Genomic DNA, 22,037 nt, shown 5'->3' with positions numbered 1-22,037 from the left:
GAGTCAGAGGACGCGGGAGAGGAAGTCCTTCGTGCGCTGGTGCTGCGGATTCGCCAGCACCTCGCGGGGGTCGCCCTCCTCGACGATGTGTCCACCGTCCATGAAGATCAGCCGCGAACCGACCTCGCGCGCGAAGCCCATCTCATGCGTGACCACGAGCATCGTCATGCCCTCGTCGGCCAGCGACCGCATGACCTGCAGCACCTCGCCGACGAGCTCCGGGTCGAGGGCCGACGTCGGCTCGTCGAACAGCATCATGTCGGGGTTCATGCACAGCGCCCGGGCGATGGCCACGCGCTGCTGCTGCCCACCCGAGAGGTGCCCGGGGTACGCGTCGGCCTTCTCCGCGAGACCGACGCGCTCGAGCATGGCGCGCGCGACCTTGTCGGCCTCGGCCTTCGAGCGCTTCTTCACCCGCTGCTGCGCGATCGTGAGGTTGCCGAGCACGCTGAGGTGCGGGAAGAGGTTGAAGCTCTGGAACACCATCCCGATGCGGGTGCGCACGCGGTCGATGTCGATGTCGGGATCGGTGATGTCGATGCCCTCGATGAGCACCTTGCCGCCCGTGGGCTCCTCCAGGAGGTTCACCGAGCGGAGCAGCGTCGACTTCCCGGAACCGGACGGTCCGATCACACAGACGACCTCGCCGGCCAGAACCGTCAGGTCGATGCCCTTGAGCACCTCGTTGTCGCCGAAGCTCTTGTGCAGGTCCTGGATAGCGATCGCCGGGGCCTGCACGTCGATCAGGTCGGTGCTCATCGTGTCCTCGCCATCCGACGCTCCAGCCACGCGCTGAGACGCGTGAGCGGGATCGTCACGATCAGGTAGAGGATCGCCGCCATGATGAGCGGCGTTCCGTTGGCGTTCTGCGTCGCTGCGTCGCGCGCGAAGTTCGTGAGCTCCTTCGACCAGATGAAGGAGCCGGCGACGAACAGCAGCGAGGTGTCCTTCAGCAGCAGCACGAACTCGTTCGTCAGCGGCGGGATGATGATCCGGAAGCCCTGCGGGACCACGATCCAGAAGGTCGTCTTCATGGGCGACATACCGAGCGAACGCGCCGCCTCGGTCTGTCCCTTCGGGACCGCCTGGATTCCGGCTCGGATGGTCTCTGCCATGTAGGCGGAGGCCACGAGGATGAGACCGATCAGGCCCAGGACCACCGGCCCGCCGAGGCGGGTCGCCGGCACACCGAGACCGATCGGCAGGATGAACGCGATCGCGAAGATCGTGAGGATCGCGGGCAGACCGCGGAACAGCTCGATCCACGCCGTCGCGATCCACCGGAACGGCGCGATCACCGAGAGCTTCATCAGCGCCAGCAGGATGCCGAGCAGCAAGCCGCCGGCGAATGCCACCGCCGTGAACCACAGGGTGTTGACGAGCGCCGTGGTGATGATGCCCGGGAGCATCTTCGCCGCGACCTCGGGGTTGAAGTAGAGCTGCGCGATCCTCGCCCAGTCGGTGCTGACGATCGCCCAGACGACGATCGCGAGCAGCACCGCGTAGATCGAGTACCGGTACAGCTTCTGTTTCGTGGTGCGCCTCAACGCCATTGTCAAGGTCCTCCCGACCGACTCAGCTCTCGACTCAGTTGGCCGTGAAGTACTCGTTGTAGATGGTGTCGTACTCGCCGTTGTCCCGGAGCTCCTGCAGAGCCCCGTTCACGGCCTCGCGGAGTTCGTCCTTCTCCCCCTTGGCGAAGGCGAAGCCGTAGGACTCATCGGTCTCGTAGGTCTCCACGATCTCGTAGGCGGAGTCAGCCTTCTCGTGCTCGAGGTTGACGGGCTGATCCTGCAGGATGGCGTCGATCTGCCCGGCCTGCATCGCGGGCCACAGTTCGCCGTCCGACGGGTACTGCACGAGCTGCGCGCCCTTCGCGTTCTCGGTCGCGTAGGCCTCGCCGGTCGTGCCCTGCTGCACGCCGACGTTCTTGCCGTCGAGGTCGTCGATGGACTTGATCCCCGAGTCGGTGCGCACGAGGAGCGACTGCAGCGAGTCGTAGTACGGGTCGGAGAAGTCGATGTTGGCCTTGCGCTCGTCGGTGATCGTCATGGCCGAGGCACCGATGTCGCACTGGCCGGCGGCGAGAGTCGTGCCGGACTGCAGCGCATCGAAGCCCACATCCTGCACGGAGAGCTCGAGGTCGAGCTGCTCGGCGATCGCACCGAGGAGGTCGATGTCGAAGCCGGTGTACTCACCGTCGTCGCCCTCGAACTCGAAGGGCGGGTAGGGGATGTCGGAGCAGACGGTCAGCTTGCCCGCCTCGATGAGTCCGTACTCGTCACCGGCAGCGGACTCGCCGCCGCTGCCCGCGTCGGAGGAGCCGGTGGCGCATCCGGCGAGCGCGAGGGTGGCGGTGGCCGCGATCGCGAGGCCGGCGAAGAGGTTACGACGGGACATGTCGGCTCCTGGGAGTCGGGGGGCGGGTGAGCCCACGGACGGGTAGGAGTTCATCTAAACATGCGGCTCGTCGCGTGACCAATGACATCCCCTCGCGCCGCATTACGTTTGTGTTTCGGTGCCGCGGGGACGACGCTCGATGCTCAGAGCTCGGCGTCGACCGCCACACGGCCGGAGACGACCGAGCGGATGTACCCGGCGACCTCCTCATGCGCGGGGTGCACCTGATACTGCTCGAGGTCGGCGACGGAGTCGAAGTCCGCGACCAGGGTCACGTCCCAGTTCGCGTCGGGGTACACGTCGTTCGCACCGGCCCAGATGCTGCGGAGCTGGGGTACGACACCGTCGAGGGCATTCAGTCGCCGGGCGACCTCCGCCGCCTGCTCCTGCCGCTCCGCCGCGTCCTCCGCGGCGAGCTTCCAGGTCACGACATGGCGGATGGTCATCGCAGCTCCTTCTGGTCGGCACGGGCCTCCGCGTCGACGGCTTCCTCCAGCGCCTCGCGCAGCCGGTCGGGGGACACGCGCCAGTGCGCATGCAGTCGTCCGTCGATGAGGACGACGGGGATCTTCTCCCACCACTGCTCGTACAGGGCGGGGTCGTCCTGGATCGACGCCTCGACGATCTGGATGCGCTCTGCGGCGGCGTCCGGCAGTTCGGCGACGACCGCGTCGACGACCTCGGAGGCCACGGCGCACAGATGGCAGTCGGGCTTGCCGATGAGGGTCAGCGTCGTCACGACGACGGGACCTCCACCTCGCGTCCCTGGGCGATCCACTCGCCGGTACCGCCCTCGACGTTGGTGGCGTCGTAGCCGCGGGCCTCGAGCGCCTCGACCACGCGGGCCGAGCGACCGCCGGCCTGGCAGATCACGTCGAACGACTCGGCCGGGAGCTCGTCCAGGCGGTTGCCGATCTCGGACATCGGGATGTTCACGGCGCCGGGGACGTGGCCGGCCTGGAACTCGTGCACCTCCCGGACATCGATGAGGGGCGTGCCGGAGCGCTCGGCGAGTTCGGCGACGGTGATCGACTTCATGACATCCTCTCGGCGGTGCGGAACGGCGGGCAGAGACACAAAGCGCCCGTCCGAAGACAGGCGCTCGGTGTCTGGCCGCTTACTTCTTGTTGCGGCGCTGGTGGCGAGTCTTGCGAAGCAGCTTGCGGTGCTTCTTCTTCGCCATGCGCTTGCGGCGCTTCTTGATGACAGAACCCACGGAAACCTCACTAAGTCAGGGGCTGGGTGTCGCCGGAATCGGACACCCGGGTACGAGCACGAAAAATGCCTCGGATCATCCTAGCAAACTCAGGAGGGTGCCCCGCGCCCTCCGTCAGCCGGCGTCGGCGATGGGCCGCTGCAGAGCCTCCGCGACGGCGGACTCCGGCACGCGGTAGCTCCGTCCGAATCGGATGGCGGGGAGGTCACCGGCGTGCACGAGCCGGTACACGGTCATCTTGGACACGCGCATGAGCTCGGCGACTTCGGCCACCGTCAGGAATCGGACGTCTGGAACCTCGGGCATCCCACGTACCCCTTTCTCGATGAGCACACTCTATGGGGTCGCTGGGACGCGTGTAAACCCGCGTGGCTGTTGTGATCAGTGGGATGTCGGCACGATCGCGAACGCCCGGACCGGGAACGTCCCGAACCCGCGGATCGCCGGAGGAGCCGCGGTGAACCGCGCCCCGCGCGCGGGGAGGCGATCGAGAGCGGTGAGGTGCTCGACGACGTGCACGCCCGCCGCGAGGAGGATGCTGTGCGCCGGTCGCTCCCCGCCGCTCTCCGTGTCGTCGATGTTGAGCGCGTCGATGCCGACCAGGCGCACCCCGGCGTCCACGAGGAAGCGCGCCGCGTCCTCGGTGAGGAAGGGCGAGCCGGTGCCGTAGGCGGGCGTGCCGAACAGCCGGCTCCAGCCGGTGTCCAGGAGCACCGCGCTGCCGCGGAGCTCGCGATCGGCGAGCGTCGCCGCCCTGATACCCCGCCGTTCGGGCGTCCACGCGTCGCGGAGGTGGAAGACCTCGGCGGGCAGGTCCACGAGGGTGTCGAGGTCGAGCGACGCCAGGGTGAGGTGCGGGGTGATGGTCGGCGCCGGCAGCCCGGGATAGGTGACCATGCCTTCCGCGATCGGGTGGCTCAGGTCCACGACCCGTTCGGTGCGGTCTCCACGAGCCGGAGCCGCGACACCACGGCTGCCCCGGTGCGGCTCGGCGACGATCCGCAGATCACTGAGCTCGACCTCGCCCACGAGCGCCAGGCCGAGATGGGCGATGAGCAGGGCTGCGACCTCGTCCGCGGTCACGTCCTCCCGTGGCAGATCGAGTCGGAACCCCTGCCCCTGCAGCCCGCCGCCGTTGGCGAAGGTGATCGCGAAGTCGAAATGCGCGCGGTACTCGTCCGTCATGGAGCCATCCTGCCGGACCGGAGGACTCAGGCGGATCTCTTCGCCTTAGCGATCCGCTCGCGCGCATCCCGTAGGGCCTGCCGCTCGACCTTGCGCGCGGCGCGAAGGGCCTTCTCCGCCTCACGGCTGGCCTTCTGCGCCTCTTTGAGCCGCTTGTCTCCCGCGAGCTCGGCGACGTCGAGATCGACCCACTCCTCCGCGACGATGTGCCGCTCCCCGCGTTCGAGGCCCGCCATGTACGCGGCGACGCCGTCGAGGGTGCGTTCCACCGCGAAGCGGAACGGGTCGGCCGACGACAGGAAGACGCCGTCTTCGATAGCCCGCCGCAGGGCGGGAAACTCGTCAGCGGTGATGACCCGGTCGAACAGCGAGGCCTCACGGGCCGCGACCTCGTCCGGACTCAGACCGGACGACCGCGACTGCTCGGTGTATCCGGCCTGCACGATCCCGCACCAGCGGGCATGGCCGGTGACGGCGAGTGCGACGGCGATCCGCTCCTCTGCCGTGAGCGGGGTGCCATCGAGGGCGGCGAGGCCCGCATCCAGCCAGGCGGAGCTGTTCGGTGTGATCGGTGAACCCGAGATCGGCAGCGAGAGCATCCAGGGATGCCGCAGATACACGAGGATCTGCGCCTCGTACAAGGCGAGCAGCCGCTCGCGCCACCCCTCGACCTCGAGATGGCTCTCCGGCGGCAGGCCCGTCGCCTCCTCCTGCATGAGGAGCAGGAGGTCGTCCTTGGCGGAGACGTACCGGTAGAGCGACATGGGCGTGAATCCCAGACGCGCGGCGACCGCAGCCATCGAGACGGCACCGAGCCCCTCGGCGTCGGCGAGGGCGACCGCCGCCTCCACGATCTTCTCGACGCTCATCTCCCGCTTCGGGCCGCGCTGCGGATCGGCCGCGACACCCCAGGCGAGCGCGATCCCGCGCGGCAGCTCGGGCGGCTCCTTCTCGGTCATGGCTTTCATCCTACTTCTGTTTATTCCTTAAACAGTGTGTTACGGTCATACACACTTGCGTTGCCCATACACAGTTTTTGGGATACACAGAAGGGAACCCTGATGGACAGAGCCATCGACGTCCACGACCTGCACAAGGCTTTCGGCGCGAAGACCGTCATTCGTGATCTCGACCTCACCGTCGCCCGTGGCGAGGTGTTCGCTCTGCTCGGGCCCAACGGCGCTGGCAAGACGACGACGATCAATATCCTCACCACCCTCACGGTGGCGGATCGAGGCACGGCGCGCGTCGCCGGCTGGGATGTGCGGACTCACCCGCGGGAGGTGCAGCGACGGATCAGCCTCACCGGCCAGTCGGCCGCCGTGGACGACGCCCTCAGCGCGACCGAGAACGTGGTGATGTTCGCCCGTCTGTCCGGACTCGGTCGTGCCGGCGCGCGGCGTCGCGCCGCGGATCTCATCGATCGCTTCCATCTCGGCGAGGCCGCCGGCCGCGCCGTCCGCACCTACTCCGGCGGCATGCGTCGGCGTCTCGATCTCGCCCTCAGCTTCGTCGTGACCCCGGAGGTCCTCTTCCTCGACGAGCCGACGACAGGGCTCGACGCCCGCAGTCGGCGTGAGCTCTGGGACATCATCCGGGTCCTCGCGGACGGCGGCACGACGGTGTTCCTCACGACGCAGTACCTCGAGGAGGCGGATCAGCTCGCCGACCGCATCGCCGTGCTCCACGACGGTCGCATCGCGGCGCTCGGAACGGCCCCGGCGCTGAAGGCCCGGGTCGGCGGCGACACGGTGGAGCTCCGCGACGACCGCGGGGAGCTTCAGCGGGAGATCCCGACCGACGGCTCGGTGAGCGGTCTCCGCCGAGCGCTCGACCTCCTGGATGAGGACGGCGGCGCCGGCACCGTCACGCTCCGTCGCCCCACCCTGGACGACGTCTTCCTCGCCGTCACCGCCCCCGACGCCGCGACCGCAGGCGCCGCGCCCGGGAAGGAGCTCGCATGAACATCGCCCACGCCACTGTGCCCGAAACCTCCGGGCCCGCTGCCGCCCCCGCCCCGCGGCCACCCCTCCGCGGCCTCACCGCCGAGACCGTCCTCGTCGGGCGCAGCCTCCGCCACTCCCTCCGGGACGGCGAGTCCCTCCTCATGGCGATCCTGCTCCCCGTCATGCTGATGCTGATGTTCACGTGGGTGTTCGGCGGGGCCATCGATCCCTCCGGCGCCTACGTCGACTACGTGGTCCCCGGCATCATCCTGACGTGCGCCGGTTTCGGCGCCTCCTCCACCGCCGTGTACGTCGCGAACGACATGCGCACGGGGATCATCGACCGGTTCCGTACCATGCCCCTGCGCGCCGGCGCCGTGCTCACCGGGCATGTCGTCGCCAGTGTCCTCCGCAACCTCGTGGCGACCGCCGTCGTGATCGGCGTCGGGGTACTGGTCGGATTCCGCCCATCGGCCACTCCGCTCGAGTGGGTCGCCCTGGCCGGCATGATCGCGCTCTACATCCTCGCGATCACCTACCTGTTCGCCGCGATCGGGCTCGCCGCCGGCAGCCCCGAAGCAGCGAGCGGCTATGGCTTCGTCCTGCTGTTCCTGCCGTACCTCTCCAGTGCCTTCGTCCCCGTCGCGAGCATGCCCGACTGGCTCCAGCCGATCGCCGCCCACCAGCCGATCACGCCCATCGTGGAGACCATCCGCGCTCTCCTGATGGACACCCCGATGCAGGCGGAGGCATGGTGGGCGATCGGCTGGTGCGTGGCGATCCTCCTCGTGGCGGCGTTGTGGGGCGCGTGGCTGTTTCGACGAAAGGCCGGACGACGATGAGCCGACACCCAGCCCGCGCATAGCCCGCATTGTCCGATCGCTCAGACAGCCCTGCCAGGGTCGGGTGCAGGACCCGTGCCGGCACCTGCCGAGTCCGCGCGGATCTGGGGTCCGCACACCGCCCCCGACGGCATCCCCCCTGCCGTCGGGGGCGGTTCTCCGTCTGTGCGGGGCGCGGAATCAGGCGCCGAGACGTTTCAGCGCGTTCGTGACCACGTGCTTGGCGGAGGCGGCCGCACGCCCGACGACCTCGGCCGCGTGCGCGGCACCGTCGGGGATCGGGGCGCCCGGATAGGCGATGTCCGGTGCCGCATCGCCGAACGCATCGACGAGGAACGGGACCAGCCAGTCGTCGACGGCCTCCAGCGGCGCGACGGACAGGCTGTAGAAGCGGCGCTGCCCGTCTTCGCGGACGGTGACGAGCTCGGCGTCGCGGAGCACCTTGAGGTGCTTCGAGACGGTGGGCTGACTGATGCCGAGGTCGGCCACGATCTGGCTCACGCTCGTCCCGGACTCGCCTTCGGACGTGCGTCGGAGCAGGAGCTGGAGGATGTCGCGCCTCGTACCGTCTGCGATCACGTCGAAGATGTCCGTCATGTGATCAGGGTAGTGCGCCCCGGCACGGAGTACCATGACGAAGGCTCGGCGAGAGGCGCCGTGCTGCGGCCGTGGAACGGACGGCGCGGAAGAAGGGGGCAGCGATGTCGGGCATCGTTTCGGCGTCGTCTCCTCGCACCGGTCTTCCCGGAGCCGCCGGCCGGGTGAAGCACCTCATCACCTCGTCGCCGTCCCGGTTCGCCATCGCCGTCTTCGCGCTACTGATCCTCGTGTTCACGGTGCTGTTCTCGCTGCCGATCGCGTCCGCCAGCGGCACGGTGACACCGCTCAGCGACGCGCTCTTCACCGCCGTCTCCACGATCTGCGTGACGGGCCTGGCGACCGTCGACATGGCCAACCACTGGTCGCCGTTCGGGCACGTCGTCGTGTTCATCGGGGTCAACATCGGCGCCCTCGGTGTGCTGACCCTCGCCTCCCTCATGGGGATGCTCATCTCGAAGCGCCTCGGGCTGCGGGCCAAGCTCATGGCGGCCGGCGACACGAACCCGCTCCGCGCGCACGGCGGCGTGGTCAACGAGAGCCAGACGGTGCGCCTCGGCGAGGTGGGCCAGCTGCTCACCACGGTCGCCCTCTCCGCCCTCTTCATCGAAGCGGCCCTCGCCGCCCTCCTGTATCCGGCGCTGGTGATGGCGGGGGTCGACCCGATCGCCGCGCTCTGGGAGGCCCCGTACTTCTCGGCGATGGCGTTCACCAACACCGGCTTCGCCCCGAACGACGGCGGAGTGGCCGTCTTCGCCGACGACTACCTCGTGCTGTCGCTGCTCATGGTCGGCGTGTTCCTCGGGAGCATCGGCTTCCCGGTGATCTACACGCTCGCGAAGCACGTCTGGCACGTCAAGCGCTGGTCGCTGCACTCGAAGCTGACCATCGTCACCACGGTTCTGCTCTTCATCCTCGGCGCGGCCGCCTTCCTCATCCTCGAGTACGACAACCCCAAGACCTTCGGCTCCATGGACGCGGCCGACACGACCTTCCAGGCGTTCTTCCTCTCCGCGATGACCCGCTCCGGCGGCTTCAACGTCATCGAGATGGACGACCTCAACGGCTCGTCGCTGCTCGCCGCCAGCATGCTCATGTTCGTCGGCGGCGGGTCCGCGTCGACGGCGGGCGGCATCAAGGTGACCACGCTCGCGGTCCTCGCGATCGCCGTCTGGTCCGAGGCGAAGGGCCGCCAGTCCGTCGAGGCGTTCGGCCGCCGCATCCCCAGCGACGTGCAGCGGGTCGCCCTCAGCGTCGTCGCCTGGGGCGCCACCATCGTCGCGCTGTCGACCATCGTGATCGCGCAGATCACCAAGGCCGACATCAGCCACGTGCTCTTCGACGTCATCTCCGCGTTCGGCACGGTCGGGCTCTCGACGGGTCTCACCGGGGAGCTGCCGGATTCCGCCTCGTACGTCATGGCCGCGACGATCTTCATGGGCCGCGTTGGTACAGTGACTCTCGCTGCGGCAGTCGCCGCGACATCGCGCACGCAGTACTACTCACTGCCCGTGGAAAGGCCGATCGTTGGTTGAAGTCTTTCGGGGGGACGCTCCCGTCCTCGTCATCGGTCTCGGCCGGTTCGGCGCCGCGTGCGCCGGCGAGCTCGACCGCCTCGACCGCGAGGTGCTCGCGATCGACGACAACCTCGAGCTCGTGCAGAAGTGGTCGGACCGCGTCACGCACACCGTGCAGGCCGACGCCCGCAACATCGACGCCCTCCGCCAGATCGGCGCCCAGGACTTCCAGGTCGCGGTCGTCGCCGTCGGCTCCTCGATCGAGGCGTCCGTGCTCATCACGGCGAACCTCGTCGACCTCAAGGTGCCGCAGATCTGGGCGAAGGCGGTCTCCCAGTCGCACGGCAAGATCCTGGCCCGCGTGGGCGCCAACCACGTCATCTACCCCGAGCGCGAGGCCGGCGAGCGCGTCGCCCACCTTGTGAGCGGGCGCATGCTCGACTTCATCCGCTTCGACGACGACTTCGTCCTGGCCAAGATGTACCCGCCGAAGTTCATCCGCGGCGTCGGCCTGAACGAATCCGGTGTGCGCTCGAAGTACAAGGTCACCGTCGTCGGCGTGAAGAGCCCGGGCAAGCCGTTCCGCTACGCGGAGGCCAACACGATCGTGACCAACCACGACCTCATCATCGTCTCCGGGACGAACAGCGACATCGAGCGCTTCGCCGCCCTCGACCGCTGAGCCGGGTCCTCCCCGCGGCGGATGCGCCGGCCGCGGCGGGCGTGGTGGGATGGGGGCATGAGCGATCACGCCCCCGCACCGCCCGTCCTCGCCCTCCGCGGGCTCCGGAAGCAGTTCGGCCAGAAGCTCGCCGTCGACGCGCTGTCGCTGGACGTCCCCGCGGGCTCGATGCTGGGGCTGCTCGGCCCGAACGGTGCCGGCAAGACGACGACGCTCGCGATGACCACCGGGCTCCTGCGCCCGGACGCCGGGACGGCCTGGGTGCTCGGCGCCGACGTCTGGCAGGACCCTGCCGCCGCGAAGGCGCGGATGGGTGTGCTCCCCGACGGCATCCGGATGCTCGACCGGCTCAGCGGCGCCGAGCTGCTGCGCTACACCGGCCTGTTGCGCGGGATGCCGGAGGCCGAGGTCGTCTCCCGCTCCGGCGAGCTCCTCGACGCGCTCGGCCTGACGGAGGCGGGTGACACCCTCGTCGTCGACTACTCGGCCGGCATGAAGAAGAAGATCGGCCTGGCCTGCGCGCTCATCCACGCGCCCCGGCTGCTGATCCTCGATGAGCCCCTCGAGGCCGTCGACCCGGTCTCCGGACAGACGATCCGGCAGATCCTGCGCTCCTTCGTGGACGGCGGCGGCACGGTCGTCCTCTCCAGCCACGTCATGGAGCTCGTCGAGTCGCTGTGCGACCGCGTCGCCATCGTCGCCGAGGGGCGTCTGCTCGCCCACGGCGCCCTCGACGAGGTGCGGGCCGGGCTCACACTGCAGGAGCGCTTCCTCACCCTCGTGGGCGCGCACGACCTCGGAACGGAGACGCTCGCGTGGTTGCGCTCCTCGTAGGCCTGCGGCTGCGACAGCTCGGACATCAGCTCCGGCGCAACCCCTGGATGATCGTGACCCTCGTGATCGTGGGTCTCATCGCGCTGAGCATGCTGGGGCTGCTGACCGTGGGTCTGATCGCGCTGCGGGTGGGCGCTCCGGACGCCGCCGTGACCGCGATGGTGCTCACCGGCGCCATCATCGTGCTCGGGTGGTGGATCGGGTCGATCCTCGTCAGCGCGGACGACTCGCTGGCCCCCGAGCGCTTCGCCCTGCTCCCGGTGACCGCCCGGGCTCTCCTCCCCGGACTGGTCGTGGCGGGGATGACGACGATCGGCGGCATCGGCACCGCCCTGGCACTGCTGCTCATGCTCGTGGGATGGTCGGTCAGCGTTCCGGCCCTCCTCGTCGCGGTGCTCATGGTCCCGGTGGCCCTCGCGACCTGCGTCCTCGGCGCCCGCGTCGTGAGCGGGCTGCTCGCGGGATGGCTCGCCCGTCGGCGGACGCGCGACCTCGTCCTCACCCTCGGCGTGGTGCTGCTGGCCTCCTCCGGCCTCCTCCTCAACATCGGGCTGCAGGCGCTGTCGACCGTGCGCGACGTCGGTGGCGCCTTCACCGCGGTCGCCGAGATCGCCGCATGGACGCCGGTCGCCGCCGTGTTCGGAGTTCCCGCCGCCATGGCACAGGGCGACGTCGTCACCGCCGTCCTGCGGCTGCTCATCGCCGCCGCCACCCTCGTCGTCTTCTGGGTCGCCGCGCGCCGGATGCTCGCTGCGCGCCTCGTCGCCCCGCTGCAGTCGAGCGGGGGCGGACGCGTGCGCTCGGGAGGCGTGCTCGACCGTCTTCTTCCCGCAGGGCCCGTCGGCGCCATCGCGGGACGGACCCTCCGCTACTTCCGCCGCGACCCGCGTCAGGTCGTCAACATCGTGATGCTCATGCTGCTCCCCGCGATCTTCCTCGGGCTCGCGCTCATGAACGGACTGCAGCAGGACAGTACCGGCTTCGCGCCCGCGATCACCCTCATCCCCGCGATCAACGCCCTCCTCGCCGGCAGCATCGTGCAGATGGCGATCGCCTACGACAACGACGCCGTCGCACTGCACATCCTCACCGGGGTGAGCGGGACGGCCGACCGCGTCGGACGCCTGCTCGGGTTCGCGCTGGTGGCGGTGCCGATCACGATCCTCCTGTGCGTCGTGACCTGTCTGCTGGCCGGGCGTCCGGATCTGCTTCCGGGCAGCCTGGGCGCTGCTCTCGGACTCATGGCGGTGTCGGCGGGCGCGGGCTCCTGGGTGGGCGCGTTCCTGCCGGGGCGAGCTCCGGCGCCGGAGGCCAACCCGTTCGGACGCGGCTCCTCCGGGGGCGCGCAGTCCTTCCTCGCGATGCTCATCATGTCGCCGATCACCCTGCTGCTCGGCGGCCCCGCCCTCGGCTTCGCGATCGCGTCGATCTGGATCCCGCCCCTGGGCTGGGCGAGCCTCGCGGCCGCCGTCGTCCTCGGTGGGGTCGCGCTGTGGGGCGGCACGGTGCTCGGCGGTCGCACCCTGCAGCGGCGCTGGCCCGAGGTGCTCGCCGAGGTCGCCAGCGAGGCCTAGCCGCACCTCGCCGCGACAGGCACTCGCGCGCGCTCAGGCTCCAAGGGCACGGGCTGCCTGAACCCGCGTGGCGGCCTGCTCCCGCGTGACCGCCTGCTCCCGCGACACCTCGCCGCAACAGGCACTCACGCGCGTTCAGGTTCCGGGGGCACGGGCTGCCTGAGCTCGCGTGATCGCCTGTCTCCGCGTGGCCGCCTGCTCCCGCGACACCTCGCCGCAACAGGCACTCACGCGCGTTCAGGCTCCAGGGGTGCTGGCTGCCTGAACTCGCGTGATCGCCTGTTTCCGCGAGGTGGAAGCGCGCGAGAACAGGCGAGATCAGGCGCCGGCGGCGAGCTCCTTCGCGCGAGCGAGGGCGGCGGCGGCAGCGGCGGCGAAGGTGTCGGACAGATGCGCGTCCTGGAGCACGGCGACGGCGCGCTCCGTCGTCCCCTTCGGGCTCGTCACCCGGCGGCGCAGCTCGGCGGGGTCCTCCCCCGTCGAGTCCAGCAGCGCGGTCGCCCCGATGAAGGTCTGCTCGGCCAGCAGCCGGGCGTCCGCGTCGGCGAAGCCCATCTCCCGCGCGGCCGCGGTGAACTCCTCGATGAGGAGGAAGACGTAGGCGGGACCGGAGCCCGAGATCGTCGAGAGCGCATCGATCTGCGACTCGGGGACCTCCACCACCGCCCCCACCGTCTCGAACAGACGGCGCACGAGCGCGAGGTCATCGGGGGTCGCCGCGGCGCCGGCCGCGAGCCCGGTGACCCCCTTGCGGATCGTCGACGGGGTGTTCGGCATCGAGCGGATGACGCGGGTCTCCGGGCCGAGGACATCCGCGAAGGTCTGCAGCGTGACCCCCGCGGCGAGGCTCACCACGACGGTCTCCGGGCTGAGGTGCGGCGCGATCTCGCGGAGCAGGTCCGGGACCATCGCCGGCTTCACCCCGACCAGGACCACCCGTGCGCCGGCCACGGCCTCGGCATTGCCCTCCGGCCGCTCGGACAGCGCGATGCTGGTGACGCCGTCGAGGCCCGCGAACGCCTCCGCCTTCTCCGGCGTGCGGTTCGTCGCGGTGATCCCTCCGTCCACCGGGACGCCGGAGGCGAGCACGCCGCGGAGGATCGCTCCCCCCATGGATCCGGCACCGAGGAACGCGAGGGACGGGAGCGCATCAGCCATGTCGTCATCCTACGGCGGGCGCTCCTGTGCCGCTCGGACTCCCGTCCTAGACTCGTCGCATGAGTGCATCCGGAGGCAGCAAGGCCATCGTCGCGGCGTTCCTGGCGAACCTGGGCATCGCTCTCGCGAAGTTCCTCGCGTGGGCCCTCTCCGGCTCGGCCTCGATGCTCGCCGAGGCGATCCACTCCGTCGCCGACTCGGGGAACCAGCTGCTGCTGATGCTCGGCGGCCGCAAGGCGAAGCGCCACGCGGACCGCGCGCACCCGTTCGGCTACGGCCGCGAGCGCTACGTCTACGCGTTCGTCGTGTCGATCATCCTCTTCTCCGTCGGCGGGCTCTTCGCGATCTACGAGGGCGTGGAGAAGCTCACCCACCCGCATGAGATCGACCAGACCTGGTGGTGGCTCCCGCTCGTCGTGCTGTTCATCGCGATCGGCCTGGAGTCGTTCTCGCTGCGCACCGCCGTGCGCGAGAGCAACGTCGTCCGCGAGAAGGGCCAGTCCTGGTTCTCCTTCGTCCGGCGGTCCAAGGCGCCGGAGCTCCCCGTGGTCCTCCTCGAAGACGTCGGGGCCCTCACCGGCCTCACCTTCGCCCTGCTCGGCGTCGGCCTCACGCTCCTCACCGGCAACCCCGTCTTCGACGCCCTCGGCACGGTGATGATCGGCGTCCTGCTCGTGCTCATCGCGATCGTGCTGGGTGTGGAGACCAAGAGCCTGCTCGTCGGCGAGGGCGCGACCCCCGCCGACTACGACCGCATCGTGGACGCGATCAACGACGGTCCGGAGATCGAGAAGATCATCCACATGAAGACCCTCTACCTCGGGCCGGACGAGCTGATGGTCGCCGCGAAGATCGCGCTCAACGCCGACAAGCCGCTGCGCGAGGTCGCCGACGACATCGACGAGATCGAGGCCCGCATCCGCGCCGCCGTGCCGGTCGCCCGGGTCGTCTACATCGAGCCAGACGTCTACCGTCCCGCGATCGATCCGGAGCCCTCGACGGACGTGTTCGTCCTCAAGTCCTCGGACTGAGCGTTCAGCGACGGTCCTCGAAGAAGGCGCGCAACAGAGCGATGGACGCGTGCTCGTCCACGCCGCCGATCACCTCCGCGCGATAGGGCAGGCGGCGGTCACGCAGCACGTCGTACATCGAGCCGGCCGCTCCCGCCTTGTCGTCCCACGCGCCGAAGACCACACGGCCGATGCGTGCCTGGAGGATCGCGCCGGCGCACATCACGCAGGGCTCGAGGGTGACGACGAGCGTACAGCCGTCGAGGTTCCACGACCCGCGGACCGATGCCGCGCCGCGGATCGCCTCGATCTCGGCGTGCCCGGTCGGGTCGTGCGTGGCCTCCCGGGTGTTCCGCCCTTCGGCCAGGACACGGCCATCCGCGTCGAGCACGACGGCGCCGACGGGGATCTCCGCGGCGTCCGCGGCCTCGGCGGCGAGCTCGAGTGCGCGCTGCATCGCGAGACGGTCGGCGGCGGTCATGCCCCGAGCCTACGGCAGCGCGGGGCGGCCGCCACGGCGCCCGATGTCGTGCGCGGACGCGGCGCGCATTAGCCTGTATCCATGCGTGTTCACGTCGCCGACCACCCTCTCATCACCCACAAGCTCTCGGTGCTGCGCGACGCGCGCACCCCGTCGCCGGTCTTCCGCCAGCTGACCGAAGAGCTCGTGACGCTCCTCGCGTACGAGGCGACGCGGAATGTGAAGGTCACGCCGATCGAGATCACGACGCCGGTCACCACGACCACGGGCGTGAAGATCTCCGAGCCGCGGCCCATCGTCGTCCCCATCCTGCGCGCCGGTCTCGGCATGCTCGAAGGCCTCGTCAAGCTCCTCCCCACCGCGGAGGTCGGTTTCCTCGGCATGGTCCGCGACGAGGAGACCTTCGAGCCCACCACCTACGCCGAGCGGCTTCCGGACGACCTCTCCGACCGTCAGTGCTTCGCGATCGACCCGATGCTGGCGACCGGCGGCTCGCTGGCCGCGGCCATCCAGTTCCTGTTCGACCGCGGCGCGAAGGACGTCACCGCGATCTGCCTGCTGGGCACCCCGGAGGGCGTGGCAGCGATCGAGGCGATGGCCGGCGACCGCGATGTGACCCTCGTCCTCGGAGCGCTCGACGAGCGCCTCGACGAGAAGGGCTACATCGTGCCCGGCCTCGGCGATGCGGGCGACCGCCTCTACGGCACCGTCTGACCTCGCTCGCGCTCTCGACTCGCGTCAGAGGGTCAGGCGGTAGCCGCGCTCCTCGCCGTAACGCGTGAAGCCGGCCCTCGCGAGGATCGGCGCCGAGGTCGAGACGCGGCCCTTGACGAGCGCCGTTGCGGCCCCGCGCGCGGCGCTCTGTCGCAGGCGCTCCGCGAGGACCGCCCGATAGACACCGCGCCCGCGGTCGGCCTCGAGTGTCGCCGCTCCCCACAGGCGGGTGAACCCGTCGACGATCGTGCAGCCGCCGGTGCTCACCGCGCGGCCGTCGATGCGGCCGAGCACCCGGAAGCCCTCCCCCGCGGACAGGGCTGCGGTGAGTTCGGCGAACTCGGCGTCCAGACCGTCCTCGTCCAGCGGCTGCTGCTCCCAGACGGGGACGTTGATCGCGTCGACCTCGCGGAGCTGGTCCCTCGTGCGCACGACCTCGGCGGTGACCCCGGGCGGCACGTCGACCGCGGCTCCGATGGTCGGACGCGCGAACACCGTGACGGTGTCGAAGTGCACCGCACCGCGGCGCTGGAGCTCGTCCTCGAGGTCCGGGTCGTCCGCAGGGTTGGTCCAGAACGTGAAGACGTTCTCGCCCCAGGCTCTGGTGCGTTCCAGTGCTCCGTCCAGCACCTCGGCGGCGGGCCGCGTCGACGTCACCTGGGAGCCGCGGACGCCGCCTCCGAACCGCTCCGGGTAGCGCACGAGCAGCAGATCGTCGCGGACGTCCTCGCTGCCGCGAGGAAACCACGCCCATGCGGCGGCGGCGCGCAGGATCTCATCGGCCGTCGGTGTCTCGACGGAAGCAGACCGGGGGACGGACGACATCATGATTCCTCCTCTTCAGCCGCGCCCACCAGGCGGGCGAAGGCGCTGAGCCTCGCGACGCCCTCGGGCGTGTACGGCAGATCGTCGAGCAGCGCCGGCGAGTAGATGAGGTAGGCCACGACCTGCGCGCGGGAGATCGCCACGTTGAGCCGGTTCTGCAGCAGCAGGAACTCCGGGCCCCGCGGGGCATCCCGACCGCTCGACGCGGCGAGCGTCGTGATAGAGACGACCGCCTCCTTGCCCTGGAAGTTGTCGACGGTCCCCACCGGGACCCCGCCGAACCCGGCCGCCGCGAGCGCATCGTGCACGAGCTGCCGCTGCGCGTTGTACGGCGCCACCACGATGATGTCCTCCGGCGTCAGCGGGCGGACGGTGCCCTCCGCGTCGTTGTCGTGGAAGGTGCGGCCGACGAGGTCGCGGACGATACGCACCACCTCGGCGGCTTCCTCCGGGGACTGGGTCGCATTGCCGCGGTGCCGCAGCGGCACCACGTGCAGGCCCGGGTCGATGCCCTCGACCGCGCGCCGCTCGGTACCGGGAGCGGACGCGAGCTTCCCGGCGTAGGCGAGCTTCGACACCGGAGCCGCGACATACGGGTGCATGCGCCAGGAGCGGGCGAGGAAGTAGCCGTACTCCGGACGCACGACGGGATCGCCGTCCATCACCCAGCCGAGCGCAGAGGTATCCACCGGCTCCGGGTGGGCGCCCTGGCTGACCTGGGGCAGCTGCTGAGGGTCACCGAGGAGCAGGAGCCGCTGCGCACCGGCGGCCACCGCGATGGTGGAGGCGAGCGAGAACTGTCCGGCCTCGTCGATCACGAGCAGGTCGAGCTCTCCCCTGGCGACCCGCTGCGTGTTGCTGAAGTCCCACGCGGTGCCGCCCACGACGGCACCCTCGTTCTCGTGCTCGGCGAGGAAGGCGGCCATCCCGGTCTTCGGGATCACCGTGTAGCCGGGATCGGCATCGGCATCCTTGGGGCACTTCGCCACCTGACCCGGGGCGACACCGTCGGCGACGACGCGCTCCAGGAGCGTCTCGATGATCGCGTGGGACTGCGCGACGACGCCGATGCGGAAGCCGTGCTCGTTGACGAGCCGGGCGATCACCTGCGAGCCGGTGTAGGTCTTCCCCGTGCCCGGAGGCCCCTGCACCGCGAGGTAGCTGCGGTCGAGGTCGAGGACTCCGCGGACGATCGCGTCGATCGGATCGTCACCGGCGGCCGGAAGCGCGTTCCCCGACACCGTGCGCGGAGGCAGGCGGCGGAGGATGTCGGTGGCCGCGTCCTCGGGGAAGTCCGGGGCGGCCGCGTGCACCGCGTCCGCCCACTCGTCGATCGCCTGCTGCAGCGACACCACGCGAGGCGGCGCCGCAGGGGTCAGCGCGACGGGGAGGTCGTCCCAGGTCTGTCCCTGCACGGCGGACTCGACCACGAGGTATCCGTCGTCCAGCACCTCGACGACTGTGACCCCGTGCGGCACGTGCACGGCCCGCGACGGGACGTCGGTGTCGAACGGGGCCGGGACGTCGTAGAGCGCGAACGGCTGCGCGCCGGGGCCGAGCGTCGTGCCCGGGGACACCTCGCCGCGGATCTCGAGCTCCCGCGACAGCACCCGGCGGCCTTCGCCGATGCTCCAGTCGCGGCGCACCCGCGAGCGGGTCGCATCGACCTTCACCACATCGCGCGTGCCGTCCCACATGGTGACCGGCTCCCGCAGCCGCTGGAAGTGCGCGACCCAGAAGCTCTTCGCCTCACGCGGGAAGTAGTCGATGGCGGCCGCCGCGATCCGGTGCACGAGCCCGTCGTCACCGGCCTCCACCGCGCGCTCCGCATCGCCGAGCAGAGCGAGCGAACGCGGCGACGGCTCGTAGATGACTTCGTCCGCATCGTCCGGTGGGGCCGGCGTCACGCCCTCTGCGCGCGCGATCTCGATGAGCCAGTTGCGCAGCCGGCGGGTCGAGACGCAGTCGTAGCGGTTGTAGTCGGCGAGGTCGGCGAGCACGGCGTCGGCCTCGGCCTGCGCGCCCGCTGCGGCGAGCTCCCGCGCCGCAACGTACTGCACGATGGAGTCGTCGCCCTTCTGGACGTCGCTCGTGCGCACGTCCTCCCCCATGTAGAGCGGCTCGAGCTTCTTGATGGAGTAGGACCGCGAACCGACCCGCACGGTGCGCAGCACCAGCGGGTACAGGTCGACGAACACGCCTTCGCGGAGGAGGCGGTCTACCTCGCCTTCGCGCACGCCGTGGCGGGCGGCCATCGCGACCAGATGCGAGGTCTCGTAGGGGGCGTAGTGGTAGATGTGCATGCCGGGGTGGGCGGCTCGACGCACCTTCACGAAGTCGAGGAAGGTCTCCAGCGCCTGGCGTTCCTCCGCGAACGAGTGCGCCCAGAGAGCGGTGTACTGGTCGGCGTTGTCGACCCAGCCGAACAGGTAGTCGATGCCCCACTCCGCCTCGCCATCGGGGGCGGGCTCGGTGTACAGCGGATCGCCCTCGAAGTCGAAGAAGATGTCGCCGTGGCTGGGCACCGGGAGGGTGTGGATCGCCGCGGCGTAGTGCACGTCGTACGTCGCCGCGCCCTCGGCATCCGCCCGCAGCTGCACGCGGGCCTGGGCGCGGAGGTTCTCGAAGGTGTCGACGTTCATGCCCTCGGGGGCCTGCGTCGCTGCAGCCAGGTCGTCGATCGTGAGGATCCCGGCGGCGCGGAGACGGGCCCGCTGCACCGGACGCATGCGGGCGACCATGAGGAGGTCCCGGTGGGCCAGCACCTGCTCCTCGCAGGTGGCGCAGCGCCCGCAGGCGACCACGCGCAGGTCGCCGCGGTCGTCACCCCACGCGAGGGGCGCCCCAGCGGTGCCATCGGCCACGGCGCGGTCCGCGATGAGAGCGCGCAGCCGCGACCGGCGCACCCGGAACAGCGGAAGGAGGTCGTCGACCGCGTGCGTGCTGACGCTGTTGTCGCCGTGGATGAGGTCGACCTCGTCCGCGCGGGGGATGCCGAGTCGGTCGAGCTGATCGACATATGCCGCGAGCTGCATGAGCGCGATCACCCGAGCCTTGCGCGCGAGCTTCGAGTCCTGCACCCGCCAGCGCCCGTCCGCATCCCGGCGGAGGAAGTCGGCGAACCCGACGAACTCGTCGGTGGCGAAAGCCGCCTGGAAGACGACCAGCGCGTCGGACCGCAGAGCGCTCAGCGTCTCGTCGACGGCGGCCGCGAGCGCCTCAGGATCGCTCGAGGAGACCTTGGCGATCCGATGCACCCGTTCGTCGCCGAGCTCACGGATGTAGCGGTCGAGCACGTTCTGCTCGTGCACGTCTCCCAGCTGGGCGGCGCGGAGGAGCGTCGCGTCCTCCGGCTCCTCGACCGCGGGGACCCGACCCAGCTTCGCGTCGATCGCCCGGGACCACGCGAACTCGCACTCGGCGGCCGCCTTGAGGTCGCTCGCGCTCCAGATGACCCGCTGCGCCTCTGTGTCGATCCGCACGATTCTCCCGTTCTGTCGGCTGCTTCGACACTATCCGCGGCATCCGACACGGCGAAAAGCGGGCGGTCCCGCACCAGGGGTCGCGGTCAGCGCCACCAGGTGTCGTCGGGGGTCACCGGCAGGTGACGCTTGTGCTGGGTCGCGAGGTACCGCGCCTCGATGCGGCCGGCGACCTCGGGGTCGACCTCCCGCCCTTCGAGGAAATCGTCGATCTGCTCGTACGTCAGCCCCAGCTCATCCTCGTCGGTGCGCCCCGGCTGGTCGTCGAGGAGGTCGGCGGTGGGGACCTTGAAGGCCAGGCGCTCCGGAGCGTCGAGGAACTGGAGCAGGGCGCGGCCCTGTCGCTTCGTGAGACCGGCCAGCGGGAGCACGTCAGCCGCTCCGTCGCCGAACTTCGTGTAGAAGCCGGTGATGGCCTCGGCGGCGTGGTCGGTGCCGATCACGATGAGCCCCTCGTGCCCCGCGAGGGCGTACTGGGTAACCATGCGGAGGCGAGCCTTGATGTTGCCGCGGTTGAAGTCGGAGATGTCGCTGGAGACGGCGGACTCGATGTCTTTCTCTACGCCCTCGACGCCGTTCTGGATGTTCACCTCGATCGACGAGTCCGGGGCGATGAAGTCCAGCGCGGCCTGCGCATCGTCGGCGTCGTGCTGGACGCGGTAGGGCAGGCGCACCGCGAGGAAGGTGGCCTCCCCGCCCTCCGCACGCACGCGCTCCACCGCGAGCTGGGCGAGGCGCCCCGCGAGCGTCGAGTCCTGTCCGCCGGAGATGCCGAGGACGAAGCCCTTCGCGCCGGTCGTGCGCAGGTAGTCCGCGAGGAAGCCGACGCGACGCTCCACCTCCGCTTCAGGATCGATGTCGGGCCGGGCGCCCAGGTCTTCCGCGATCTGCTTCTGCAACGACACGTTGTCCTCCGCTCATCGGTTCGGCTCCAGTATCCCCCTTCCGTGTTTCGTGCGGGTCACGCCACTGCGCCGGGACGCGGTATCCGGCCGCGACCTGAGAGACTGAAGCGGTGAAGCTCCTCGTCGCCGCCCTCGAGTCCGAACTGTCCGCCTTCCCCGAGGAGCTCGACGGCTTCGACCGGCTGGTCACCGGCCCGGGAAAGCTGCCGGCGACGTACGCCCTGACCCGCGCCCTCGACGCGAAGAGCTACGAGGAGGTCGTCGTCGTCGGCACCGCGGGCTCCATCGAGAAGGGGCGTGCGTACGCGGTGCACGAGATCGCGACCGCGGTTCAGCACGACGTGATCGACCTGGACGGCGTCGTCGGACGGCACGTCTCGCTTCCGCCGCAGGTGACCACAGGCCGCGAGGGCGTCGTGATCGCCACGGGTGACCACTTCGTGAACGACGCCGAGGTCACCGCCGTGATCCGGCCGATGGGTGCCGCCCTGGTGGACATGGAGACCTACGCCTACATCTGGGTGGCGGGGCAGTTCGGCGTGCCGATCCGCGCCTTCCGCGCCGTTTCCGACCAGGCGGAGGATGGTGCCCTGGCCGACTTCCGCGAGGCCATCGCCCGGTGCAGCATCGAGCTGCGCGAGGTGATCCGCGCCGAGTACGGGGTCTGAC

General features: G+C 70.2%; 25 protein-coding genes. 9 read left to right on the top strand and 16 right to left on the bottom strand.

Going from position 1 to position 22,037, the window contains the following annotated elements; genetic code table 11:
- Positions 1-3: 3 nt before the first annotated feature.
- From AUV07_RS09705 to AUV07_RS09665, 10 genes are all read right to left on the bottom strand, one after another.
- Positions 4-759, bottom strand: coding sequence for an amino acid ABC transporter ATP-binding protein (locus AUV07_RS09705; protein ID WP_025104457.1), 756 nt, complete (start codon positions 757-759; stop codon positions 4-6).
- Positions 756-1,553, bottom strand: a complete 798-nt coding sequence (locus tag AUV07_RS09700) for an amino acid ABC transporter permease (protein ID WP_060921705.1) — start codon at positions 1,551-1,553, stop codon at positions 756-758. Before AUV07_RS09700 ends, AUV07_RS09705 begins: the two co-directional genes overlap by 4 nt.
- Positions 1,554-1,587: 34 nt before the next feature.
- The gene (locus AUV07_RS09695) at positions 1,588-2,400 is read right to left on the bottom strand and encodes a basic amino acid ABC transporter substrate-binding protein (protein ID WP_062635689.1); all 813 of its coding nucleotides are present in this window, start codon (positions 2,398-2,400) and stop codon (positions 1,588-1,590) included.
- A 143-nt stretch (positions 2,401-2,543) separates the two neighbouring features.
- Positions 2,544-2,846, bottom strand: coding sequence for a Dabb family protein (locus AUV07_RS09690; protein ID WP_062635688.1), 303 nt, complete (start codon positions 2,844-2,846; stop codon positions 2,544-2,546).
- Positions 2,843-3,139 carry a glutaredoxin family protein gene (locus AUV07_RS09685; protein ID WP_025104461.1) on the bottom strand — a complete coding sequence of 99 codons (297 nt, stop codon included), beginning with the start codon at positions 3,137-3,139 and terminating at the stop codon, positions 2,843-2,845. Before AUV07_RS09685 ends, AUV07_RS09690 begins: the two co-directional genes overlap by 4 nt.
- Entirely contained in the window at positions 3,136-3,438 is a 303-nt protein-coding gene (locus tag AUV07_RS09680) for a rhodanese-like domain-containing protein (RefSeq protein ID WP_025104462.1), read from the bottom strand. Before AUV07_RS09680 ends, AUV07_RS09685 begins: the two co-directional genes overlap by 4 nt.
- A 79-nt stretch (positions 3,439-3,517) precedes the next feature.
- Positions 3,518-3,616, bottom strand: coding sequence for a 30S ribosomal protein bS22 (locus AUV07_RS17350; protein ID WP_003792170.1), 99 nt, complete (start codon positions 3,614-3,616; stop codon positions 3,518-3,520).
- A gap of 114 nt (positions 3,617-3,730) precedes the next feature.
- Positions 3,731-3,922 carry a helix-turn-helix domain-containing protein gene (locus tag AUV07_RS09675; RefSeq protein WP_025104463.1) on the bottom strand — a complete coding sequence of 64 codons (192 nt, stop codon included), beginning with the start codon at positions 3,920-3,922 and terminating at the stop codon, positions 3,731-3,733.
- 75 nt (positions 3,923-3,997) lie between these two features.
- The gene (locus tag AUV07_RS09670; RefSeq protein WP_062635686.1) at positions 3,998-4,801 is read right to left on the bottom strand and encodes a cyclase family protein; all 804 of its coding nucleotides are present in this window, start codon (positions 4,799-4,801) and stop codon (positions 3,998-4,000) included.
- A gap of 26 nt (positions 4,802-4,827) precedes the next feature.
- The gene (locus AUV07_RS09665) at positions 4,828-5,760 is read right to left on the bottom strand and encodes a TetR/AcrR family transcriptional regulator (RefSeq protein ID WP_062635684.1); all 933 of its coding nucleotides are present in this window, start codon (positions 5,758-5,760) and stop codon (positions 4,828-4,830) included.
- Between the two features lie 102 nt (positions 5,761-5,862).
- Here AUV07_RS09665 and AUV07_RS09660 point away from each other — a divergent pair, with 102 nt between their 5' ends.
- Positions 5,863-6,765: an ATP-binding cassette domain-containing protein gene (locus AUV07_RS09660; protein ID WP_062635682.1), complete on the top strand. Its 903-nt coding sequence runs from the start codon at positions 5,863-5,865 to the stop codon at positions 6,763-6,765.
- On the top strand, positions 6,762-7,589 hold the full coding sequence (locus AUV07_RS09655) for an ABC transporter permease (RefSeq protein WP_082802904.1): 828 nt from the start codon (positions 6,762-6,764) through the stop codon (positions 7,587-7,589). The genes AUV07_RS09660 and AUV07_RS09655 overlap by 4 nt, the downstream gene beginning before the upstream one ends.
- 180 nt (positions 7,590-7,769) lie before the next feature.
- Here the strand turns inward: AUV07_RS09655 and AUV07_RS09650 are convergent, their stop codons facing one another.
- A complete protein-coding gene (locus AUV07_RS09650) occupies positions 7,770-8,186 on the bottom strand; it encodes an ArsR/SmtB family transcription factor (protein ID WP_025104468.1) in 417 nt (138 codons plus the stop codon).
- 104 nt (positions 8,187-8,290) lie between these two features.
- Here AUV07_RS09650 and AUV07_RS09645 point away from each other — a divergent pair, with 104 nt between their 5' ends.
- Genes AUV07_RS09645 through AUV07_RS09630 form a run of 4 tightly spaced genes read left to right on the top strand, consistent with a single transcriptional unit; the run spans position 8,291 to position 12,793 of the window.
- Positions 8,291-9,721: a TrkH family potassium uptake protein gene (locus AUV07_RS09645; RefSeq protein ID WP_025104469.1), complete on the top strand. Its 1,431-nt coding sequence runs from the start codon at positions 8,291-8,293 to the stop codon at positions 9,719-9,721.
- Complete coding sequence (locus tag AUV07_RS09640) at positions 9,714-10,385, top strand: potassium channel family protein (RefSeq protein ID WP_062635680.1); 672 nt, start codon at positions 9,714-9,716, stop codon at positions 10,383-10,385. Before AUV07_RS09645 ends, AUV07_RS09640 begins: the two co-directional genes overlap by 8 nt.
- A gap of 57 nt (positions 10,386-10,442) precedes the next feature.
- A complete protein-coding gene (locus tag AUV07_RS09635) occupies positions 10,443-11,219 on the top strand; it encodes an ABC transporter ATP-binding protein (protein ID WP_062635679.1) in 777 nt (258 codons plus the stop codon).
- Complete coding sequence (locus AUV07_RS09630; protein ID WP_062635677.1) at positions 11,201-12,793, top strand: hypothetical protein; 1,593 nt, start codon at positions 11,201-11,203, stop codon at positions 12,791-12,793. Before AUV07_RS09635 ends, AUV07_RS09630 begins: the two co-directional genes overlap by 19 nt.
- Before the next feature lie 318 nt (positions 12,794-13,111).
- Here the strand turns inward: AUV07_RS09630 and proC are convergent, their stop codons facing one another.
- Positions 13,112-13,951, bottom strand: a complete 840-nt coding sequence (gene proC, locus AUV07_RS09625) for a pyrroline-5-carboxylate reductase (protein WP_062635675.1) — start codon at positions 13,949-13,951, stop codon at positions 13,112-13,114.
- Positions 13,952-14,010: 59 nt separating this feature from the next.
- On the opposite strand from proC, the gene AUV07_RS09620 reads away from it, so the two are divergent.
- Positions 14,011-14,982 carry a cation diffusion facilitator family transporter gene (locus AUV07_RS09620; RefSeq protein ID WP_062635673.1) on the top strand — a complete coding sequence of 324 codons (972 nt, stop codon included), beginning with the start codon at positions 14,011-14,013 and terminating at the stop codon, positions 14,980-14,982.
- A gap of 4 nt (positions 14,983-14,986) precedes the next feature.
- Here the strand turns inward: AUV07_RS09620 and AUV07_RS09615 are convergent, their stop codons facing one another.
- Positions 14,987-15,442, bottom strand: coding sequence for a nucleoside deaminase (locus AUV07_RS09615; protein WP_062635671.1), 456 nt, complete (start codon positions 15,440-15,442; stop codon positions 14,987-14,989).
- An 81-nt stretch (positions 15,443-15,523) separates the two neighbouring features.
- On the opposite strand from AUV07_RS09615, the gene upp reads away from it, so the two are divergent.
- A complete protein-coding gene (upp, locus tag AUV07_RS09610; RefSeq protein WP_025104476.1) occupies positions 15,524-16,156 on the top strand; it encodes a uracil phosphoribosyltransferase in 633 nt (210 codons plus the stop codon).
- Positions 16,157-16,180: 24 nt separating this feature from the next.
- Here the strand turns inward: upp and AUV07_RS09605 are convergent, their stop codons facing one another.
- The 3 genes from AUV07_RS09605 to nadE all read right to left on the bottom strand — a co-directional run bounded on the left by AUV07_RS09605 (position 16,181) and on the right by nadE (position 21,368).
- Positions 16,181-16,984: a GNAT family N-acetyltransferase gene (locus tag AUV07_RS09605; RefSeq protein WP_102208041.1), complete on the bottom strand. Its 804-nt coding sequence runs from the start codon at positions 16,982-16,984 to the stop codon at positions 16,181-16,183.
- A complete protein-coding gene (locus tag AUV07_RS09600; RefSeq protein ID WP_062635669.1) occupies positions 16,981-20,463 on the bottom strand; it encodes a TM0106 family RecB-like putative nuclease in 3,483 nt (1,160 codons plus the stop codon). The genes AUV07_RS09605 and AUV07_RS09600 overlap by 4 nt, the downstream gene beginning before the upstream one ends.
- Before the next feature lie 86 nt (positions 20,464-20,549).
- Positions 20,550-21,368 (bottom strand): ammonia-dependent NAD(+) synthetase, encoded by an 819-nt coding sequence (nadE, locus tag AUV07_RS09595; protein ID WP_062635667.1) that lies wholly within the window; start codon positions 21,366-21,368, stop codon positions 20,550-20,552.
- Positions 21,369-21,478: 110 nt separating this feature from the next.
- Between nadE and AUV07_RS09590 the strand changes: the two genes are divergently transcribed.
- Positions 21,479-22,036 (top strand): phosphorylase family protein, encoded by a 558-nt coding sequence (locus AUV07_RS09590; protein ID WP_062635665.1) that lies wholly within the window; start codon positions 21,479-21,481, stop codon positions 22,034-22,036.
- Position 22,037 lies beyond the last annotated feature (1 nt).

The sequence above is a fragment of the Microbacterium sp. CH1 genome (assembly GCF_001595495.1).
Taxonomy (GTDB): Bacteria; Actinomycetota; Actinomycetes; order Actinomycetales; family Microbacteriaceae; genus Microbacterium.
Note: the sequence above shows the minus strand (reverse complement) of the source record. Positions and strands in the feature narration are given on the sequence as shown.

Excerpts from the sequence above, each read along its gene's own strand:
- AUV07_RS09705 (WP_025104457.1), bottom strand. The coding sequence starts at position 759 with ATGAGCACCGACCTGATCGACGTGCAGGCCCCGGCGATCGCTATCCAG.
- AUV07_RS09700 (WP_060921705.1), bottom strand. The coding sequence starts at position 1,553 with ATGGCGTTGAGGCGCACCACGAAACAGAAGCTGTACCGGTACTCGATC.
- AUV07_RS09695 (WP_062635689.1), bottom strand. The coding sequence starts at position 2,400 with ATGTCCCGTCGTAACCTCTTCGCCGGCCTCGCGATCGCGGCCACCGCC.
- AUV07_RS09690 (WP_062635688.1), bottom strand. The coding sequence starts at position 2,846 with ATGACCATCCGCCATGTCGTGACCTGGAAGCTCGCCGCGGAGGACGCG.
- AUV07_RS09680 (WP_025104462.1), bottom strand. The coding sequence starts at position 3,438 with ATGAAGTCGATCACCGTCGCCGAACTCGCCGAGCGCTCCGGCACGCCC.
- AUV07_RS09675 (WP_025104463.1), bottom strand. The coding sequence starts at position 3,922 with ATGCCCGAGGTTCCAGACGTCCGATTCCTGACGGTGGCCGAAGTCGCC.
- AUV07_RS09670 (WP_062635686.1), bottom strand. The coding sequence starts at position 4,801 with ATGACGGACGAGTACCGCGCGCATTTCGACTTCGCGATCACCTTCGCC.
- AUV07_RS09665 (WP_062635684.1), bottom strand. The coding sequence starts at position 5,760 with ATGACCGAGAAGGAGCCGCCCGAGCTGCCGCGCGGGATCGCGCTCGCC.
- AUV07_RS09660 (WP_062635682.1), top strand. The coding sequence starts at position 5,863 with ATGGACAGAGCCATCGACGTCCACGACCTGCACAAGGCTTTCGGCGCG.
- AUV07_RS09655 (WP_082802904.1), top strand. The coding sequence starts at position 6,762 with ATGAACATCGCCCACGCCACTGTGCCCGAAACCTCCGGGCCCGCTGCC.
- AUV07_RS09650 (WP_025104468.1), bottom strand. The coding sequence starts at position 8,186 with ATGACGGACATCTTCGACGTGATCGCAGACGGTACGAGGCGCGACATC.
- AUV07_RS09645 (WP_025104469.1), top strand. The coding sequence starts at position 8,291 with ATGTCGGGCATCGTTTCGGCGTCGTCTCCTCGCACCGGTCTTCCCGGA.
- AUV07_RS09635 (WP_062635679.1), top strand. The coding sequence starts at position 10,443 with ATGAGCGATCACGCCCCCGCACCGCCCGTCCTCGCCCTCCGCGGGCTC.
- proC (WP_062635675.1), bottom strand. The coding sequence starts at position 13,951 with ATGGCTGATGCGCTCCCGTCCCTCGCGTTCCTCGGTGCCGGATCCATG.
- AUV07_RS09620 (WP_062635673.1), top strand. The coding sequence starts at position 14,011 with ATGAGTGCATCCGGAGGCAGCAAGGCCATCGTCGCGGCGTTCCTGGCG.
- AUV07_RS09615 (WP_062635671.1), bottom strand. The coding sequence starts at position 15,442 with ATGACCGCCGCCGACCGTCTCGCGATGCAGCGCGCACTCGAGCTCGCC.
- upp (WP_025104476.1), top strand. The coding sequence starts at position 15,524 with ATGCGTGTTCACGTCGCCGACCACCCTCTCATCACCCACAAGCTCTCG.
- AUV07_RS09605 (WP_102208041.1), bottom strand. The coding sequence starts at position 16,984 with ATGATGTCGTCCGTCCCCCGGTCTGCTTCCGTCGAGACACCGACGGCC.